At 60.0% G+C, this 18,040-nt stretch carries 17 protein-coding genes and 2 pseudogenes; all 19 read left to right on the top strand.

Features of this window, described 5'->3' with window-relative positions; all coding sequences use genetic code 11:
• Positions 1-16 precede the first annotated feature (16 nt).
• A complete protein-coding gene (locus tag O0J15_RS13855) occupies positions 17-1,696 on the top strand; it encodes a type IV secretory system conjugative DNA transfer family protein (protein ID WP_019660297.1) in 1,680 nt (559 codons plus the stop codon).
• Positions 1,697-2,120: 424 nt separating this feature from the next.
• Entirely contained in the window at positions 2,121-2,567 is a 447-nt protein-coding gene (locus O0J15_RS13850; protein ID WP_032954281.1) for a hypothetical protein, read from the top strand.
• 89 nt (positions 2,568-2,656) lie between these two features.
• Positions 2,657-3,712 carry a virB8 family protein gene (locus O0J15_RS13845; protein WP_019660295.1) on the top strand — a complete coding sequence of 352 codons (1,056 nt, stop codon included), beginning with the start codon at positions 2,657-2,659 and terminating at the stop codon, positions 3,710-3,712.
• Positions 3,709-4,488, top strand: a complete 780-nt coding sequence (locus O0J15_RS13840; RefSeq protein WP_014037652.1) for a TrbG/VirB9 family P-type conjugative transfer protein — start codon at positions 3,709-3,711, stop codon at positions 4,486-4,488. The genes O0J15_RS13845 and O0J15_RS13840 overlap by 4 nt, the downstream gene beginning before the upstream one ends.
• A complete protein-coding gene (locus tag O0J15_RS13835; protein ID WP_134735813.1) occupies positions 4,485-5,738 on the top strand; it encodes a TrbI/VirB10 family protein in 1,254 nt (417 codons plus the stop codon). The genes O0J15_RS13840 and O0J15_RS13835 overlap by 4 nt, the downstream gene beginning before the upstream one ends.
• A 14-nt stretch (positions 5,739-5,752) precedes the next feature.
• On the top strand, positions 5,753-6,796 hold the full coding sequence (gene virB11, locus O0J15_RS13830) for a P-type DNA transfer ATPase VirB11 (RefSeq protein ID WP_134735812.1): 1,044 nt from the start codon (positions 5,753-5,755) through the stop codon (positions 6,794-6,796).
• Positions 6,797-6,811: 15 nt separating this feature from the next.
• Positions 6,812-7,276, top strand: a pseudogene (locus O0J15_RS13825) (lytic transglycosylase domain-containing protein); the annotation flags it as partial.
• A 568-nt stretch (positions 7,277-7,844) separates the two neighbouring features.
• Positions 7,845-8,255 carry a TrbC/VirB2 family protein gene (locus tag O0J15_RS13820; RefSeq protein WP_134735810.1) on the top strand — a complete coding sequence of 137 codons (411 nt, stop codon included), beginning with the start codon at positions 7,845-7,847 and terminating at the stop codon, positions 8,253-8,255.
• On the top strand, positions 8,248-8,556 hold the full coding sequence (locus O0J15_RS13815) for a type IV secretion system protein VirB3 (RefSeq protein WP_019660289.1): 309 nt from the start codon (positions 8,248-8,250) through the stop codon (positions 8,554-8,556). The genes O0J15_RS13820 and O0J15_RS13815 overlap by 8 nt, the downstream gene beginning before the upstream one ends.
• Before the next feature lie 81 nt (positions 8,557-8,637).
• Positions 8,638-11,085 carry a VirB4 family type IV secretion/conjugal transfer ATPase gene (locus tag O0J15_RS13810; protein WP_134735809.1) on the top strand — a complete coding sequence of 816 codons (2,448 nt, stop codon included), beginning with the start codon at positions 8,638-8,640 and terminating at the stop codon, positions 11,083-11,085.
• The gene (locus O0J15_RS13805; RefSeq protein ID WP_134735808.1) at positions 11,082-11,933 is read left to right on the top strand and encodes a hypothetical protein; all 852 of its coding nucleotides are present in this window, start codon (positions 11,082-11,084) and stop codon (positions 11,931-11,933) included. Before O0J15_RS13810 ends, O0J15_RS13805 begins: the two co-directional genes overlap by 4 nt.
• A gap of 61 nt (positions 11,934-11,994) precedes the next feature.
• Positions 11,995-13,140 (top strand): type IV secretion system protein, encoded by a 1,146-nt coding sequence (locus tag O0J15_RS13800; RefSeq protein WP_134735807.1) that lies wholly within the window; start codon positions 11,995-11,997, stop codon positions 13,138-13,140.
• Positions 13,141-13,180: 40 nt separating this feature from the next.
• Complete coding sequence (locus O0J15_RS13795; protein WP_308305815.1) at positions 13,181-13,729, top strand: DUF4189 domain-containing protein; 549 nt, start codon at positions 13,181-13,183, stop codon at positions 13,727-13,729.
• 493 nt (positions 13,730-14,222) lie between these two features.
• Positions 14,223-14,339: pseudogene (locus O0J15_RS13790) on the top strand (type VI secretion protein); the annotation flags it as partial.
• Between the two features lie 183 nt (positions 14,340-14,522).
• Positions 14,523-15,038, top strand: a complete 516-nt coding sequence (locus O0J15_RS13785) for a DUF4189 domain-containing protein (protein ID WP_134730802.1) — start codon at positions 14,523-14,525, stop codon at positions 15,036-15,038.
• A gap of 248 nt (positions 15,039-15,286) precedes the next feature.
• The gene (locus tag O0J15_RS13780; RefSeq protein WP_280633631.1) at positions 15,287-16,150 is read left to right on the top strand and encodes a type IV secretion system protein; all 864 of its coding nucleotides are present in this window, start codon (positions 15,287-15,289) and stop codon (positions 16,148-16,150) included.
• A gap of 9 nt (positions 16,151-16,159) precedes the next feature.
• On the top strand, positions 16,160-16,693 hold the full coding sequence (locus O0J15_RS13775; protein WP_210240796.1) for a DUF4189 domain-containing protein: 534 nt from the start codon (positions 16,160-16,162) through the stop codon (positions 16,691-16,693).
• 227 nt (positions 16,694-16,920) lie between these two features.
• Positions 16,921-17,433 carry a conjugal transfer protein TrbL gene (locus O0J15_RS13770; protein WP_245152107.1) on the top strand — a complete coding sequence of 171 codons (513 nt, stop codon included), beginning with the start codon at positions 16,921-16,923 and terminating at the stop codon, positions 17,431-17,433.
• A 35-nt stretch (positions 17,434-17,468) separates the two neighbouring features.
• The gene (locus O0J15_RS21915; RefSeq protein ID WP_369431843.1) at positions 17,469-17,966 is read left to right on the top strand and encodes a DUF4189 domain-containing protein; all 498 of its coding nucleotides are present in this window, start codon (positions 17,469-17,471) and stop codon (positions 17,964-17,966) included.
• Positions 17,967-18,040: the final 74 nt, after the last annotated feature.

Here is an 18,040-nt window from a genome sequence, read left to right as displayed (position 1 = left end):
ATCATGGAGGATTCGGGTGTTGCCCAGTAAGAAGTATCTGCTCATCGCCATCATCACGCTGGCGACCCTGCTGCTTGGTTTCGTGTTTTCCGGCTACCTGACGCTGCTGTTCCTGGGCCTGGATACCAAGCTGTTCACCTGGAACACCTACTACCAGTACTTCAACGCGCTGGACCAGCCACAGGTCGCGCCCTTCGTTGGCAAGATCCGATGGGCCGGCTACGTGGGCTTCGGCCTGCCGCTGCTGGTATTGGTGGTGACCGGCCTGGTGCTGCTGCTGAAGAAGGACAAGCGCTCGCTGCACGGCGATGCACGCTTTGCCACCGGCGCCGACCTGGCCAGGCATGGCATGTTCAAGAAGACCGGCCAGAGCATCGTGGTCGGCAGCCATGGTGGCAAGCTGGTGCGCCTGGATGGCCAGCAGTTCGTCATCCTGGCCGCGCCCACCCGCTCGGGCAAAGGCGTGGGCGTGGTCATCCCGAACCTGCTGGAGTACGGCGAATCGCTGGTGGTGCTGGACATCAAGCAGGAAAACTTCGACCTGACCAGCGGCTGGCGCGCCAGCCAGGGTCAGGAAATCTACCTGTTCAATCCTTTCGCCGAGGACCGGCGCACGCATCGCTGGAATCCGCTCAGCTACGTCTCCGACGATCCGGCGTTCCGCGTCTCGGACCTGATGAGCATCGCTGCGATGCTGTATCCGGATGGGGCCGAGGACCAGAAGTTCTGGGTCAGCCAGGCGCGCAACGCGTTCATGGCCTTCACCCTGTACCTGTTCGAGAACTGGGACGACGAGCGCAGCAGCGGTTTCCCGGGGGGCGCCGGCACGCCCACGCTCGGCGCGGTGTACCGGTTGTCCTCCGGCGACGGGACCGACCTGAAGAAGTACCTCAAGACCCTGTCGGAGCGGCCGTTCCTCAGTGCCAACGCACGTTCGGCCTTCGCCAACATGCTGTCGCAGGCGGACGAGACCTTCGCCTCGATCCTGGGCACCTTCAAGGAGCCGCTGAACCCCTGGATCAACCCGGTGCTGGACAAGGCCACCAGCAGCAACGATTTCCTGCTGACCGACGTCCGCAAGAAGAAGATGACCATCTACATCGGCATCCAGCCGAACAAGCTGGCCGAGAGCCGGCTGATCATCAACCTGTTCTTCAGCCAGCTGATCAACCTCAATACCAAGGAACTGCCCAGGTCCAACCCGGACCTGAAGTACCAGTGCCTGCTGCTGATGGACGAATTCACCTCGATCGGCAAAGTCGAGATCATCGCCTCGGCGGTGTCCTACATGGCTGGCTACAACATCCGCCTGCTGCCGATCATCCAGAGCATGGCCCAGCTCGATGCCACATACGGCCGCGAAGTCTCGCGCACGATCATCACCAACCATGCCCTGCAGATCCTGTACGCGCCGCGTGAGCAGCAGGATGCCAACGACTATTCGGACATGCTGGGCTACACCACGGTGCGCAAGAAGAACGTCACGCATGCCAGAGAGAAGACCCACAACTTCACCGAAGAGCGGCGTGCACTGATGCTGCCGCAGGAGCTGAAGGCGATGGGGCCCGACAAGGAAGTGTTCCTCTACGAAGGCATACCGCATCCGGTGAAATGCGACAAGATCCGCTATTACAAGGATCGCTATTTCACGTCCAGACTGCTGCCGAAGGTCGATGTTCCGATGCTTAACGTCTAATTCACGACGCTAAATTTGTGACTTGGATTCATATTCACTGAAGTGAAAACGTGAGGTAAGTCAAGAATTCGGCATCTGTTCATAGATTTTCAGACTTGTCTGACATGGAATTGACGCGTGGTTGTGCGACCCTATGTCTGTCGTCCAGAAATGTGTGCTGGATGTCAAAGATGTGGCAGTAGGGTGGCCAGGAGTTTGTGCCATGGAAACAAGGATGGTTTCGACGTTGGTGAGGTATGCGGGTGGGTTGTCGGCTATGTCCGGCGGCCCCGCAACTTGGTTGGCAGCCGTTGGCTGCAGGGGAGCCGGAGTGGGTGTGCCGCACGCAGCGCATCCCTCCGATTCCGGCGTGCGCGATGCAGCGCCGGACGACCAGGGGACCAATGCTCGGGACTGCTTTTTCGTACGTCAAAGTGAAGCCCGTATGAATCAGGCGTTTATCGCGAAAATGTCCATCGCCGCAGTGGCGGCGCTGATGGTGGCCGGTTGCGCCACCAAGTCCGCTCCGGATTTCGGAGGCCGCTGGAAGCCGGTCAACCGCTTTGCTGCGACGACGACCGAAATTCCGCTGTACTCCAGCTACGTCTACCAGGCCTCGCCGATGGATGGCACGCTCAAAGCCATGCTCGAGCGTTGGGCCAAGGATTCCGGGCGCACGCTGGACTACCGCCTCAGCTCGGATTTCACTCTGTATGGCGCGGTCTCGAACATCGACACCACCAACGCACAGCAGGCCGTGATCGATCTGACCGCAGCCTATGCGGCGCAGGGCATCTCCGTCTCCATCGTTGGCAACCAGATCGTTGTGCAGAGCGCTGGCTCGACGCCGACCGCGTCGGCGCAGGGCGCTGATTCCAACAGCGGCACCTGAGTCCACCTCGAAATCATCGAACGTGCCGCTCCCCGCGCCTGTCGCAGGGGTGCCACGCCCATTGATGTTTCAGCAGTACGGAAGAATCCATGTTCCGCAAGAAGGATCCCGGCAATAGCCCCAAGGTCGAGCAGTCGGTCGCCAAGGCGGTCAGCTACGAGATCACCGTGGCCGACATGGCACGCCGCAGCGAGCGGCGTGCATGGTGGGTCGCCACAGGCTCATTGCTGATGTCGCTCGCACTGGCGGGCGGCTACTACTACATGCTGCCGCTGAAGGAAAAGGTGCCGTTCCTGGTGATGGCCGATGCCTACACGGGTACGGCGACCGTCGCGCGGTTGAGTGGCACCTTCCAGGGCGAGACGATCACCACCAACGAAGCGATCAATCGCAGCAACGTCGCCCAGTACGTGCTCGCGCGCGAATCGTATGACTCGGCGGTGATGGGCCTGCGTGACTGGGAACTGGTGTTCGTGATGTCCACCGATCCGGTGGCGCAGTCCATGCGTGTCCGCTATGCCGGCAACAATCCGCAGAACCCATTCGTGATGTACGGTCGCGAGCGCGCCATCCGGGTCAAGATCCTCAGCATCACGCCACTGGGTGCCGAGCCGAACGGCAGCTTCCGAGGCGCTTCGGTGCGCATCCAGCGCAGCCTGCTGGACAAGCGCACCGGCGTCTCTACCTACCTGGACAACCAGCTGGTGACGATGCGCTTCGAGTACAACCAGAACCTGGCGTTGTCCGAACAGGATCGCATCCTCAATCCGCTGGCCTTCCAGGTCACCGAGTACCGCGTCGACAACGACTATTCGCGTGGCGTGCCGGTGCCGGATGACGGTGCCATGCAGGCGCAGGCGCAGCAGGCCGCACAGGCGGCGCAGCAGGCACAGGGTGTCTACGATCCCAACAATCCGGCCGCAGCCACCATGATCGACCCGGCCACCGGCCAGCCGGTCGCGGTGCCAGCCAACGGCCAGGTACCGGGCCAGGCAATGCCGGGACAGCCTGTACAGGGCCAACCGATGCCGGGTCAGCCGGTGCAGGGGCAAGCAATGCCGGGGCAGGCCATGCCCGGACAGCCGGCCATGAGGCCGGCGCAGAACAATTCCACCGGAACTGCTGATGGAGCAAGCAACCGATGAGTAGTCGAAATATCAGGGGAAGCGCGCTGGCGCTGCTGTCGATGTTGTCGTTGCTGTTCTCAGCAGCGGCGATGGCGCAGGCGGTTGACCACTACGAGTACGAGAAGGACCGCATCTATCCGGTTCGCACCGGCCTGGGCCTGACCACCCAGATCGAGTTGAGCCCGAACGAGAAGATCCTCGACTACAGCACCGGCTTCAGCAGCGGCTGGGAACTGACCCGTCGCGAGAACGTGTTCTACCTCAAGCCGAAGAACGTCGACGTCGACACCAACATGATGGTGCGCACCGAGACCCATTCCTACATCTTCGAACTGAAGGTGGTGGCCACCGACTGGCGCCAGCTGGAGCAGGCCCGTCGTGCAGGCGTGCAGTACAAGATCGCCTTCGTCTATCCCAACGACACCGTGTTCGGTGTCGCCCAGGAAGCGGTGGAGGAAGAGGCCAAACCGCTGTTGAGCTCGGAACTGGCCAAGGACCGCCAGTACAACTTCAACTACTCCTATTCGACCAGCAAGGCGAAGAAGATGGGGTGGCTGATCCCGGTCAACGCCTACGACGATGGCCGTTTCACCTACCTGAAACTGCCGAATTCGCCGGAGTACAAGACCGGCATCTTCCCGGCCGTGTTTGGTCGTGAAACGGAATACGGTGAAGACTTTGTGGTCAACACCACGGTTGAAGGCAATACGCTGATCGTGCACGGGACGCACCCGTATCTGGTCATCCGCCACGGCGACTTCGTCGTCGGCCTGCGAAGGAACGTGAAGAAATGAGCCAGCAGAACACTCCCGGAAACGACCCGAACAATGGACGCGACGAGAGCCAGAGCCCGTACGGCGCACAGGGTGCCGCGGACGCGCCGTCGAATCCCTACTTCGGCACGGCCCAGGCCGAGCCGGCGCCGGATCTGGACGCGGCCGCGCCGCAGCTGCGCTCGGCCGAAGAGCAGCGGCTGAACCGGAAGGCGCTGCTGTTCCTCGGTGGCATCGTGTTGCTGTTGGTGGCCATGGGCTTCCTGCTGTTCCGCAAGGGCCAGGATGGTGACGACGCCGCGCAGAAGGTGCCGGATGTCGCGCGTGCCAGCACGCCGGCGCTGCCGGACGTTGCTCCTCCGCCCCAAGCGCCGCCGGCTGCCGCCGAACCGATTCCCATGCTCCCGCCGATGCCGCAGGATGATGGCCCGAAACTGGTGCCCGTCGCTTCCCGTCCGGAAGTAGCGGAGCCTCGTGGGCCGACGCTGCTTGAACGCCGCATGGCAGGTGTGGATGACGCTGCGCTTGCGGCAGGGAACCGCGCACAGCCTCAGCGCAGTGCAATTGACGAGCAGACCCGTCAAGCCCTGCTTGCGAACATGATGCCGAACCAGCAGGGTCAGCAGAAGATTCGCCGGGGCCCGGACGTTGAAGATGTGTCGAGTGCCACCTACATCCAAAGCCCCGATGCACTGCTGGTGCGCGGCACCTACCTGCGTTGCGTGCTGGAAACCCGCATCATCACCGACCTCGCCGGCTATACCTCGTGTCTGCTGACCGAGCCGGTGTACTCGATCAACGGTCGCAATCTTCTGCTGCCGAAGGGCTCCAAGATCTATGGCGCCTACGGCGGCGGTCCGATAGGCAAGCGCGTGGAAGTGATCTGGGATCGCATCACTACCCCGAACGGAATCGACGTTGCGATGTCCAGCCCGGGCGTGGATCAGCTGGGTGGCGCCGGTCATCCGGGCCAGTACAGCGCACACTGGGGCAGCCGTATCGCCTCGGCGCTGATGATCAGCCTGATTTCCGATGCCTTCAAGTATGCGGCCGCAGAGCACGGCCCGGAGACCACCACCATCGCCAACAATGGCATGACGGTGCAGTCGCCCTATGAAAGCGCCACCGCCCGCACGATGGAGCGCCTGGCCAATGAGGCACTCAGCAGCACCCGTCGTCCGCCGACCGTCACCATCAACCAGGGCACGATCGTGAACGTCTACGTTGCAAAGGACGTTGACTTCACCAATGTGCTGAATCCCCGCCGGTAACCCAACGAACGATCATGGACGCCGAAGTGTCCCCCCTCGCCCTCGTCTCCAGCGATTTCCTGCGCTATCAGTACGAAGTGCTGGGCATCGCCGAGTACATGACTTCTCCGGAAGTGACGGAAATCTGCATCAACCGTCCCGGCGAGCTGTACCTGGAAACCCGGGCGGGGTGGCAGCGGGTGGACGTGCCGAGCCTGACGTTCGAGCGGGCCCGGCAGTTCTGCACGGCAGTGGTGAACGAGAGCAACACCGGCCAGCGCATCACCGATGCCGATCCGGTGGTGTCGCTCACGTTCCCCACCGGCCAGCGTGCGCAGTTCGTGATTCCGCCGGCCTGTGACGCGGGGAAGGTGTCGATCACCATCCGTTTGCCGTCCAAGCACACCAAGTCGCTCAGCCAGTATCAAGAAGACGGCTTCTTCAACCAGATTCTGGAAAGCGATGGCAGCATCAGCGAGCAGGATCGCGAGCTGCTGGAGCTGCGTCATTCGCGAGAGTACGCCGAGTTCTTCCGGCGTGCGGTGATGTACCGCAAGAACATCGTGGTATCCGGCGCGACCGGCAGCGGCAAGACCACCTTCATGAAGGCGCTGGTCAACCATATCCCGGACAACGAGCGCCTGGTCACCATCGAGGACGCACGCGAGCTGTTCCTGACCCAGCCCAACGTGGTGCACCTGTTGTATTCCAAGGGCGGGCAGAGCACCAGCAATGTGACGGCCAAGAGCTGCATGGAAGCCTGCCTGCGCATGAAGCCCGAACGCATCATCCTGGCCGAGCTGCGCGGTGACGAAGCGTTCTACTTCATCCGCAACTGCGCGTCCGGCCACCCGGGCTCGATCACCAGCTGCCATGCCGGCAGCCCGGAGCAGACCTGGGACCAGCTGGCGCTGATGGTGAAGGCTTCAGCCGAAGGTTCGGGTCTGGAGTTCAACGTGATCAAGCGGCTGTTGATGATGACCATCGACATCGTCGTGCATATCAAGGCGCATGCCGGCTCGCGCTACATCACCGGCATCGACTTCAATCCTGGGCGTGCCCAGGGGCAGGAGGGCTGACCAATGCTGCCAGGACTGGAAATGATGGCGTGCCCGGAAATGGCCGTCTCGATGGACGTGATGCAGCACGTCATCAACGTGGAGTCGTCGCGCAACCCGTATGCCATCGGCGTGGTCGGCGGTGCACTGGTGCGCCAGCCCAAGGCGTTGGATGAAGCGCTGGCGACGGTGCGCATGCTGGAAGAGAAGGGCTACAACTTCTCCATCGGGTTGGCCCAGGTCAATCGCTACAACCTGGGCAAATACGGGCTGGATTCCTACGAGAAGGCCTTCCAGCAGTGCCCGAACCTGCAGGCCGGTTCGCGCATTCTCGCCGAGTGCTACAAGCGCTCCGGTGGTGACTGGGGCAAGTCGTTCAGCTGCTACTACTCGGGCAATTTCGAGACCGGCTTCCGTCACGGCTACGTGCAGAAGATCTACGACTCGATCCGCCGCGGCCAGCAGGCCGCCAGCAATGGTGTCGCGCCGATCGACGTGGTCAGTCGCAGTGAGCGCCGTGCAGTAAAGGTCGAGCATCATCCGCAGCTCGCTTCGCCGGCGCAGGCGCGCATCGTTGCGCAGTCCAATGGCCCGGTGTACGTGCCGTCGGAAGATCCCGCACGCGCCTATGTCGTGTACCCGTCCACCGGGGCGATGGCGCGGGGCAGCCTGCTGAACATCGCCGACCAGGCACTGTCCAAGGTGGTACTGGGTTCGGTGGATCGGATGATGCAGCCGCAGGCGCAGCCGACCCAAGCGGGCGCCTATCCGCAGCAGCTGCCACAGCAGCTGCCACAGCAGGGCTCCGCACAGGCGATGGCCATGCCGCAGCAGTTGCCGGGCGCGGCTGGCGCCGGCAACGAGGGTCCAGTGATGTTGCGCCCCTGGAGTGAGCGTAATCAGCCTGTGGCCGGTACCGACAATTCGTACAACGCGCCGGTGCAGGCCGCGCCGGTGCAACAGATTCCCGCAGGGGATGCGGCCTTCGTGTTCTGACGAAGTCGTGGTGCGGCCAGTCCCCCGGCTGGCCGATTCAGTTGTGTTAGTCCATCAACAAGGAAATCAATCCATGAAGCGATCCAATCTCGACCTCGTCCAGGCCCAGCGCACGCTGAAGACCCTGCTGATGGCCACGATCTTCGTTGGCGCACTGTTCGCCCCGCAGGTGTTCGCCACCAACACCGACTTCGGCGGCACCGACAAGAAGGTCTGCGGTTTCTTTTCCAACATCAATGGCCTGCTGAACATGGCCTCGATCGCCGTGGTGACCATTGCGGTGATCTTCGCTGGCTACCAGATCGCCTTCGCACACAAGCGCATCGGTGACGTCGCGCCGATCCTGATCGGTGGCGTGCTGATCGGTGCCGCAGGCCAGATCGCGCGCATGCTGCTGGGCGAAGGCAGTGATGGCAAGTGCGGTGGCGGCACCGGCACTACCTACTACCTGATCAACAACGCGATCCAGTACTACAGTGCATAAGAACGTCGTGTTCCGCGGCTGCACGCGCCCAGCGATGTTCCTGGGCGTGCCCTACCTGCCATTTTTCATGGTGGCAGGCGGACTGTTGCTGCTCAGCATGTACACGAACTTCTGGTTCCTGCTCACCATTCCGGTGGCGGTCTTCATCATGCGGCAGATGGCCAAGCGTGACGAAATGATCTTCCGCCTGTTGGGCCTGCGCCTGATGTTCAAGCTGAAAGTCCGCAACGTGCAGGAACACGATGGCATGTGGGTGTTCAACCCCAACCATTACCGCGACAAGCCGGCCCGAATGGATTGAGGTCCGGATCCGGCCTGGCGGGCGTCCGCGCCCGTCGGGTCTTTTGTAACTCCTTGGCACTACCTCTTTGGAAGCAGTCGTATGTTCAGCCCTGACACCTCCATCAGTGAGTTCATTCCATTGTCGTCGCACGTCGCCCCGAACGTGGTCAAGACCACGGGCGGCGATTACCTGCTGACCTGGCATCTGGAAGGGCTGCCGTTCGTCGGCCGTGAGGAGTGGGAGCTTGAGCATCGCCACAACACGTTCAACCGCCTGCTGCAGACGCTGCGCGCACCCGATTTCGTGAACGTGGCGTTCTGGGTGCATGACATCCGTCGTCGCCGCACCCTGAAGGGCAAGAGCAACTACAAGCAGCGCTTCAACCAGGATGTATCCGATCAGTACATGGGCATGTTGTCCTCACAGCGCATCATGCAGAACGAGCTGTACCTGACCATGATCTACCGCCCCGTGGTGGCGGGCAAGCGCTTCGTCGAGAAGTCGGCGAACGTGGACAAGCTGCGCGCCGAGCAGGAGCAGGCAGTAGAAAAGTTGATGGAGCTGGCCGGCAACGTCGAGGCCGTCATCCGCGACTACGCGCCGTACCGCCTCGGAATGTACGAGGCCAAGAACGGCGTGGTGTTCTCTGAAACGCTGGAGCTGTTCGGCTACCTGATCAATCGCATTGACGAGCCGGTCCCGGTGCTGTCGGCACCCATCAAGGACTACCTGCCGGTCAGCCGGCACATGTTTTCGGCCAAGACCGGTGACTTCGTCATCAACACCCCCAACGGTGCCAACCACTTCGGCGCCATCCTGAACATCAAGGAATATGCTGAGGGAACGTACCCGGGCATCCTCAACGGCCTGAAGTACCTGGACTACGAGTACGTCATCACCCATTCGTTCAGCCCGATGGGGCGCCAGGACGCGCTCAAGGTGCTCGACCGCACCAAGGGCATGATGATCTCCTCCGGTGACAAGGCAGTCAGCCAGATTGTCGAGCTGGACCAGGCGATGGACCAGCTGTCGTCGGGTAATTTCGTGCTGGGCGAATACCACTTCATCATGGCAGTCTACGGCGACAGCCAAGCCAAGCTGTCGCAGAACGTGGCCACGACGCGCGCCGAGCTGTCCAATGCCGGTTTTGTGTCGACCAAGGAAGATCTGGCGGTTACCTCGTCTTTCTACTCGCAGCTGCCGGCCAACTGGCGCTACCGCACCCGCCTGGCCAATGTCAGCTCGCTGAACTTCCTGGGCCTGTCGCCACTGCACAACTTCGCGACCGGCAAGCAGCACAACAATCCGTGGGGCGACTGCGTCACCACGCTGCAGACCACCAACGGCCAGCCGTACTACTTCAATTTCCACGCGACCCATCCGTCAGAGAACTCGTTGGGCGAGAAGGCGATCGCCAACACCATGGTGATTGGTAAGTCCGGTACCGGTAAGACCGCACTGATCAACTTCCTGCTCAGCCAGGTGCAGAAGTATGAGCCGTCACCGACCATCTTCTTCTTCGACAAGGATCGGGGTGCGGAGATCTTCGTGCGCGCCTGCGGTGGTAACTATCTGGCCTTGGAGAACGGCGCGCCGACCGGGTTCAACCCGTTCCAGTGCGAGAACAATGAAGCCAACGTGCAGTTCCTGGCCGACTTGATCAAGGTGCTGGCCGGTAAGCGTGAGTACAGTGCGCGCGAGGAGGAGGACATCTACCGCGCAGTGGAAAGCATGCTCGATACGCCGATGCACCTGCGCAGCATGACCAACTTCCAGAAGAGCCTGCCCAACATGGGCGACGATGGGCTCTATGCACGCATGCGCCGCTGGACCTCGGGCAATTCGCTGGGCTGGGTGTTCGACAATCCGGTGGATACCGTCGACCTGAGCAAGGCCAACATCATCGGCTTCGACTACACCGACATCATCGACAATCCCGAAGTGCGCGTGCCGGTCATCAATTACCTGCTGCACCGCCTGGAGTCGCTGATCGATGGTCGTCCGCTGATCTACGTGATGGACGAGTTCTGGAAGATCCTGGACGGCGAGGGTGGCCTGAAGGAATTCGCGAAGAACAAGCAGAAGACCATCCGTAAGCAGAATGGTCTCGGCATCTTCGCAACGCAGAGCCCGGAAGATGCACTGAAGAGTGATATCTCCGCCGCCCTGATCGAACAGACCGCCACCCTGATCCTGCTGCCGAACCCGAATGCGAGCAAGAGCGATTACATGGATGGCCTGAAACTGACCGAGGCCGAGTTCAAGGTGGTTACCGCCCTGGACGAGCGCTCGCGCTGCTTCCTGGTCAAGCAGGGTCATGCCTCCAGCGTGTGCCAGCTCAACCTGCGTGGCATGGACGACATCCTGTCAGTGATCTCGGCCTCGACCGACAACATCGACATCATGCATCGCGTACTGCAGACCGCCGCCGTGCGTGCACGGGTGACGGTGGATGAGCTGACGCCGGAGCAGTGGTTGGAAGATTTCTACAAGAACCGCAAGGGCTCCGGAAAGCCCGCATCCAACAATGAGGAGGTTGCAGCATGACTGTCGCAATGGACGTGAACGCAGCAAGCCCCTTGAATTCGATGGAGAAGAACATGGAAACCCCTCCCCGTATTGCCAAGACGCCGAGCGCAGGATCCCGGCTCCGTTTCACCGCCATGGCGATTTCCGTCGCCGCATTGCTTGTCTTCCCTGCGAAGGGATACACCATCCCGGTGGTTGAAGTTGGATTGAATACCTTAAACAGCACGTTGACTGAAGCCAATACACTTGCCGCTCAGGCGGAAGCCTTGGCTGAGTACAGTACCCAGGCGCAACGGTTTCTGGAAACCACTCAGAACTGGGCGCAGAAGCTCGCGAAGTTCAATCAGATTATCGCCTCGCCACTGATGCCTCAAGGCGTGAAGCTGGAGCCGGTTCCGCTTGAGTGGAATGTCGCCGAGCGCTGCGGCGCCGGCAATATCATGAGCCTGAGCGGTATCCTTACTGCGTTGGACTTGAGCCCGGGTGGGGACATCCTAGCCCAGCAGCGCAACATCTGCGCTGCAATCCAGGTCCTGGAGAATCAGAAGTACAACGAAACCGTGGAAGTTGTGCAGAAGACGATGCCTGACATGCGCAAGGTGCTGGACAGGATCAAGGATATCCGTGATCTGTGGAGCGGCGAGGGTGCGATGGCGGAGGCCTCCGCGAATGCAGTTGTTTCTGATGCCTATATGCAGGCGGATTTTGCGACTTGGGAAAAGAAGACTGAAGGGTATGACAAGCAGATTCAGGCGCTGACCAAGATGCAGCAGATTCTTGCGCAGCGCGCATTGAAGGGTACCGGTCAGTCACCTCTGGGTACCGTAGTGAAGGCCGCGGCACTGAAGGCAGCGCTCTCCAACTGATTAGACGCTGCTCCGGTCGAGCTGCAATCACATTCTAGGTGAAGTTATGGATCTTGGGCTGATGGATGGCATGTTGGGGCAGGGTCCCTTGCACATGCTGCAGAATCTGCACGCGTCATCCTCAATTGGTGATTTTGTGTTCTTCCGGCTGATCCTCGATTACCTGCATAAGGAAATCGCGGAGTACGGCGTCAAGCTGCTTGGACGCATGATGGCGTGGGTCGGTGGCATTGCACTGACTCTCATGACGCTCTGGGTTCTGATTCAGGGTTTCCGGATCGCCACCGGGCGCAGCCGCGATTCGTTGATGGTGCTTGTGACCAACATGGCCAAGGCTGCGCTGATCGTGTCGGTTGCCACGACCATGGGTATGTTCGGTCGCGAGATGCATGGCTTTCTCATCAATGACGTGAAGAACGAGATCACTTACGTCGTGACCGGGAAGAAGGACTCACCGGAGGATCTGATCGATGAGAATCTGGGCTACATGCAGCTGGCGCTATCCAGCGTTGACGCGCTGGACGTGATGAACGACGTGACGCTGGACAATGCGAAGACCCGTGCCATGTGGTTCATTGGCATGGGCACGGGCGGTCCGGCAGTCACAGCTGGCTCAATGCTTTTGCTGTATGAGGTCGCGCTGGCGTTGTTCATTGGCCTGGGGCCATTGTTCATCCTGTGCTTGCTGTTTGACCAGACCAAGCAGCTGTTCCAGAAGTGGCTGCTCTACGGCATAGGCACGATGTTCTCCATGGCGGTTCTGGCAGCGATGACCGGCATCGCGATGAAGATGGTGTCCAAGGTTGCGTTCGCCTTCTGGGGAAGCACGTTGACGGGTACGCTGATGGGTCAGAATTTCAGTGAAGGTATGTCGAGCATGGCGCTTCAGCAAGGCGGCATGGGCCTGATCCTGACCACGCTGATTCTGACTGCGCCCCCAATGGCGGCGATGTTCTTCCAGGGAACATTGGGCAGCTTCATGGCATATTCGCAGATAGGCGGTAGTGCAGTACCGGCATCGCCTGGCCCGAATGGTCAGCCGCCGGGTTCGACGGGCGGGCAGAGTTACAGGCCCCAAGCCCCCGCGGGAGAAGGTGGAGGTTCACCCATGGGAATGCAGGTAGCGAACCCTAGGTTGCACGTCGGCCCGGATTCTGCGACACATTCTCCAGGCCTTAGGGGTAACGCTGGTACGGGTGTAGCTTGAATTGGATGATTGCGGTCCAGAGATTGGAGGAAGTTGGAGAATGAAGTTTCGACGCTATGTAATTTCCTTGTCGATGCTTGCTCTTCTGGGCGCAGCTGCGACGGCTGCGGCGGAGGGGAACTGTCCTCCCGGCTACTACCCGATCGGTGGTCAGGGCGCCCGAGGTTGTGCCCCCATTCCAAGTGGCGCACCGAATAGTACATCGAGTGGCGGGATTTCCGAATTGCCCGCAAACTCTCCGACGGGGCGGTGGATAAAGACTTGGGGGGCAATCGCCGAGTCTCGGTCTACTCAGGATGCAGGAGCATCGACCGGCCTTCGGTCACAGCTAGCGGCAGAGCAAGAGGCCTTGCGGAAGTGCAGTTCAACAGGTGCCGCCGATTGCTCCGTCAGTTTGGCGTATCGAAATCAGTGTGTGGCTTGGGTCATTCCAAGTGGAAAGACTGGTCGTGGAATGTCGGCATTGGGGCGTGGTGCTACGCCGGAAATGGCGCTGATAATGGCGCATTCCAAGTGCAAGAACGATGTGAGCGGGAAGTGCGCGGTGCTGTATGAAAACTGTACCAAGCCTATTTTTGAAGAGTTTTGATGTAAATGTGCCGGTGGGCTCGCTGGTATAGTCTCGAACAGCGTTATCCTTGGCGAGTCACGGCATAAAATTCTGCGCGCTTGTTTCCAGCTGAATGTGTCTCAGCAGTTTCCTCTCCTGAACTGATGTTCACTGGGACGAAATGCGTTAATTTTACTAAAGTAGACTGGGTAACCCAGACTGCCTAACGGGATTGCGGAGCGGCGGCCGGAGGAAAATGTGGATCCGTCTACGTCGCGTGCACTATTCCACTTTTCAAGAGATACTAGGCGTGCGTTGAATGTCCGGTCTTGCTACCGGTTCTCAGCTGGTGCGAAGCTATCTACTCTATTGGTGGATCGCATCATTGAGCTGGTCATATCTGCGGGTGGCAGGAGCAGGCACAAGCGCAAGCGCAAGCAACTCCGTCGCGACATTATTCTGACCGTATCGAATGGGTAGTGCCTTGGGGGATCCTGCTGAGCCGAGAGCCTCGCGGCAGTAATGAATCATGCCCCCAATGGCGGCCATGCTCTTCCAGGGCACCTTGGGTAGCTTCATGGCATATTCGCAGATAGGTGGTAGCCCGGTGGCTCAGGCACCGGGAACGAGTGGGCAGCCGCCGGGTAGTTACTACACGCCGACGACTCCAGAGAAGGGGAGCTCCGGGCATGTGGCGAGCGGAGTGGGACAGACGGGTAGATCTAACTGGATCTCCACATGTTGCCGATACGCAGTCAGATACGGGTCGATTTGCTAAGGCACCTATTTAGTTCGCGGAGATACGCGTTGTCTGTGTAAGGAGAGTTGCCTGATGAGAATGATCCATTTGCTAGCGCCGATGGTGTTCATGTTCGCCACATCGGCCCTTGAGGCTCAGGCTGAGGGACGGTGTCCTCCTGGGCAGTACCCCATCGGAGGGCAGGGGGTCGGTGGTTGCGCGCCGATTCCCGGAGGCGAAGGTGCGGCTACCAGTGGGCCTAGAGCGACGGGTAAATGGATCAAGACCTGGGGCGCAATATCGTTGGCGCCGTCGGGTGCCTCTGGCTCCTCAACAGGGCGGGTACGGAAGACGGAGGCTGTTGAAGAGGCGCAGAGGAAGTGTGCTGAATCCGGCGGAGTGGGATGTAAGGTCACAATTACATATAAGAATCAATGTGTGGCCGCCGTTGTCGCCAGCTCGGGCACAGATGGAACCACGCAGTTTGGTACTGGCGCGACGATCGAGAGTGCAAAGGAGTTTGCCTCCAGGCTCTGTGCCTCGAAAGGAGGGAGCGATTGTGCTGCCGTCTATGCCGCTTGCTCTGAGCCGATCTTCGAGAAATTCTAGAAGTCCTATAGCGGGTCTGTGATCGTCCGGCTCGATTGAATGTCAGCCAGACCGGAATGGTTCGGTGCGCCATAATTGCGCGCTGACTTGGGCGGCTGTTGTAGAGGCGAATCGGCATGCCTCCGTAGCTCGAGTGCGTGATGGCAGAAAGATGAATGACAGCGGATCAGATGCTGAATCTAACATTGCCCCGGGATTAAGTGGCGAGTTACTGATGGCCCCCGCGATCGAAGAGGCGAACGCCAGTACTGATCGTGGCTGTAGCGACAAGCATGGGCATGTTTGGCCGGGATCTTCATGAATTCCTGACCGAGGACGTGAAGGGTCTCATCACCCATGTCGTTACCGGGAAGGATCAGAAGCCCGAGGAGCAGATCGACAAGAGCTTGGCCTGGATGCAGGTTGCGCTGTCCAGTGTGGATGGAATCAAGATCCTGAATGACCCGGGGCTGCAGGAAGACAAGACACGAGCCATGTGGTTCATCGGCTTGGGTACGGGCGGCCCGGCGGTGACTGCTGGCTCGATGCTGTTGCTCTATGAGGTCGCGATGGCGTTGTTCATCGGTTTCGGCCCACTGTTCATCCTCTGTCTGTTGTTCGATCAGACCAAACAATTGTTCCAGCGATGGCTCTTCTACGGAATCGGGACCATGTTCTCGATGGCGGTGCTGTCGGCAATGGTGTCCATTGCATTGGATATGGTGATCCGCGTGTCTTCCTCGTTCTGGGCGACGGCGCTGGTGAACAGGTTCCTGCTTGACGGGGCCTCCAGCGACGGTATGACCAGTCAGGCGATGCAGCAGGGCGGCATGGGCCTGATTCTGACGACCTTGATTCTGACTGCGCCCCCAATGGCGGCCATGTTCTTCCAGGGCACCTTGGGTAGCTTCATGGCATATTCGCAGATAGGTGGTAGCCCGGTGGCTCAGGCACCGGGACCGAGTGGGCAGCCGCCGGGTAGCTACTATACGCCGGATAAGCCTTCGGCGAGTGGCGGCAGTCAATCGGGCGGTTCGACTTCAGTTGGGAGTAATGTCGTAGTCACGGGCAGTAACTCCACAGTCGGGTCAGGAAGTTCTGATACTGGTCGTAAAGGCTTAGCTTCGCACTAGGAGCCGGAAATGAAGTCAATTCGTGTCTATTCAGTTGCAGTGCTCCTCCTAGGTATGGGAATCACTGCCAGCCTGCCGCAGACGGCCAGTGCGGAAGGAAGATGCCCTCCCGGTCAGTATCCAATCGGTGGTCAGGGAGTTGGTGGCTGCGCACCCATCCCGGGAAGTAACACTGGAACGGTATCGGCGGCGCCAGTTGCGACGGGGCGCTGGATCAAAACTTGGGGCGCCATCGCTTTGGCCAAGGGCGGGGACGTAGGAGTAGCTCTTGGTAAACGAAAGAAGGGAGACGCGGCTTCTGAGTCGCTTGCCAATTGTGGACAACGTGGGGCAACGGATTGCAAGGTTGTGCTGGCGTTCAATAATCAATGCGCTGCATTCGTATCACCCAGTGACTCAAGGTTTGGTGGCTCTACGTTTGCGCGTGCGGCTTCTGTCGATGCTGCGAGCAAGATGGCTGTGGATGCTTGCGTGAGACAGGGAAGTAACGGTTGCAAGGTCATTTATTCCGGGTGCACCGAGCCAGAGTTTGAGAAATTCTGATTTAGGTTTCCGCTGCTGCTATGGTCGGAAACGACAAGTAGCCGGGATTTGCAGATCGAAGAGCGCCTGTCGTCGATACACGGGGCTACGTCAAACTTCGACTGCATGAATCATCTGAGTGATTCCGGACTTCAACAAGAAAAAGCTCGGGTCATTCGCTTAATCGCCCCCGGCACGGGTGGCCCAGCAGTGATCGTGAGTTCAATGTTGCTGCTGTCCAACAAACCATGCAGTTGTTCCAACGATGGCTGTTCTGCGGTATTGGAACCATGTTCTCCATGACGATGCTGGCTGCGATGACCGGCATTGACATGGAAATGGTGGTTCGCTTGCCGGCTTCGTTCTGGGGCGCGTCTGCGCTGGGTGCATTGCTGGGTTCGAACCTGACCGAGGGCATGAGCAGCACGGCGCTGCAGCAGGGCGGCATGGGCCTGATGCTGACGACGCTGATCCTGACTGCGCCCCCAATGGCTGCGATGTTCTTTCAGGGCACCCTGGGTATCTTCATGGCAGATTCGCAGATAGGTGGTAGCGCCGTGCCGACCTCGCCGGGACCGACTGGGCAGCCGCCGGGTTCTAGTGGGTCGGGTGGTATGTTTACGCCTCCCGCGCCAGCTTTGAACCCAAGTACCGGTGTGTTGGCCAACCCGAGTGCGACACCTAGGCTCCAAGGTCAGGGCGAAGTGCAATCTACTTCAGGTCCAGGTTTGCGGGGCAATGCTCCCTCCGGCAACACTTGATTGACCAAAATTGTCGTCAATGGGATCCCGTCCGCATGAAATCGCTGTTGCCTGCATTGATGGTCCTGATGGTTGGAACTGCTTGGAGCATTGATTCCGCCTCGGCAGAGGGAAATTGTCCGCCTGGCTTCTACCCAATCGGAGGACAGGGTGTTCAAGGGTGCGCTCCGATTCCTGGCGCCAATACCGGGGCGACGGAGCGGCGGGGAGCTTCGAAACCACGGATGCGCTATATGGATCAATGGGGGGGCATAGCGTTTTCTGAGACTACGAGCGACGCGGGTGATGTGGTCGGTCGCGATAGCGAGGCTCTGGCTGAGTCCGAGGCCTTGCGACAATGTGGTAGGAATGGGGCGCGTGACTGCAAGATGATCCTGAAATACAGAAACCAATGCGCCGCTTGGGTGATGCCCTCGGAGAATAGAGCGGGTGCGGCAGGTGGTTTGGGGACTGGTTCCTCGGAGGCTCTCGCAGTGGTGGCGGCCAAAAAGAATTGTGTCGATCCATCCCAGAAGGGATGCCACGTCGTATGAAGTGACCCCCGAGACTTGGACAGGGGTCAGGCGGCCGATTGGGCCTGTTGGGCCTGCTCCCGGTACTGTACCGG

The organism is Stenotrophomonas sp. Sm10, from assembly GCF_030985515.1.
Classification (GTDB): domain Bacteria; phylum Pseudomonadota; class Gammaproteobacteria; order Xanthomonadales; family Xanthomonadaceae; genus Stenotrophomonas; species Stenotrophomonas hibiscicola.
Note: the sequence above shows the minus strand (reverse complement) of the source record. Positions and strands in the feature narration are given on the sequence as shown.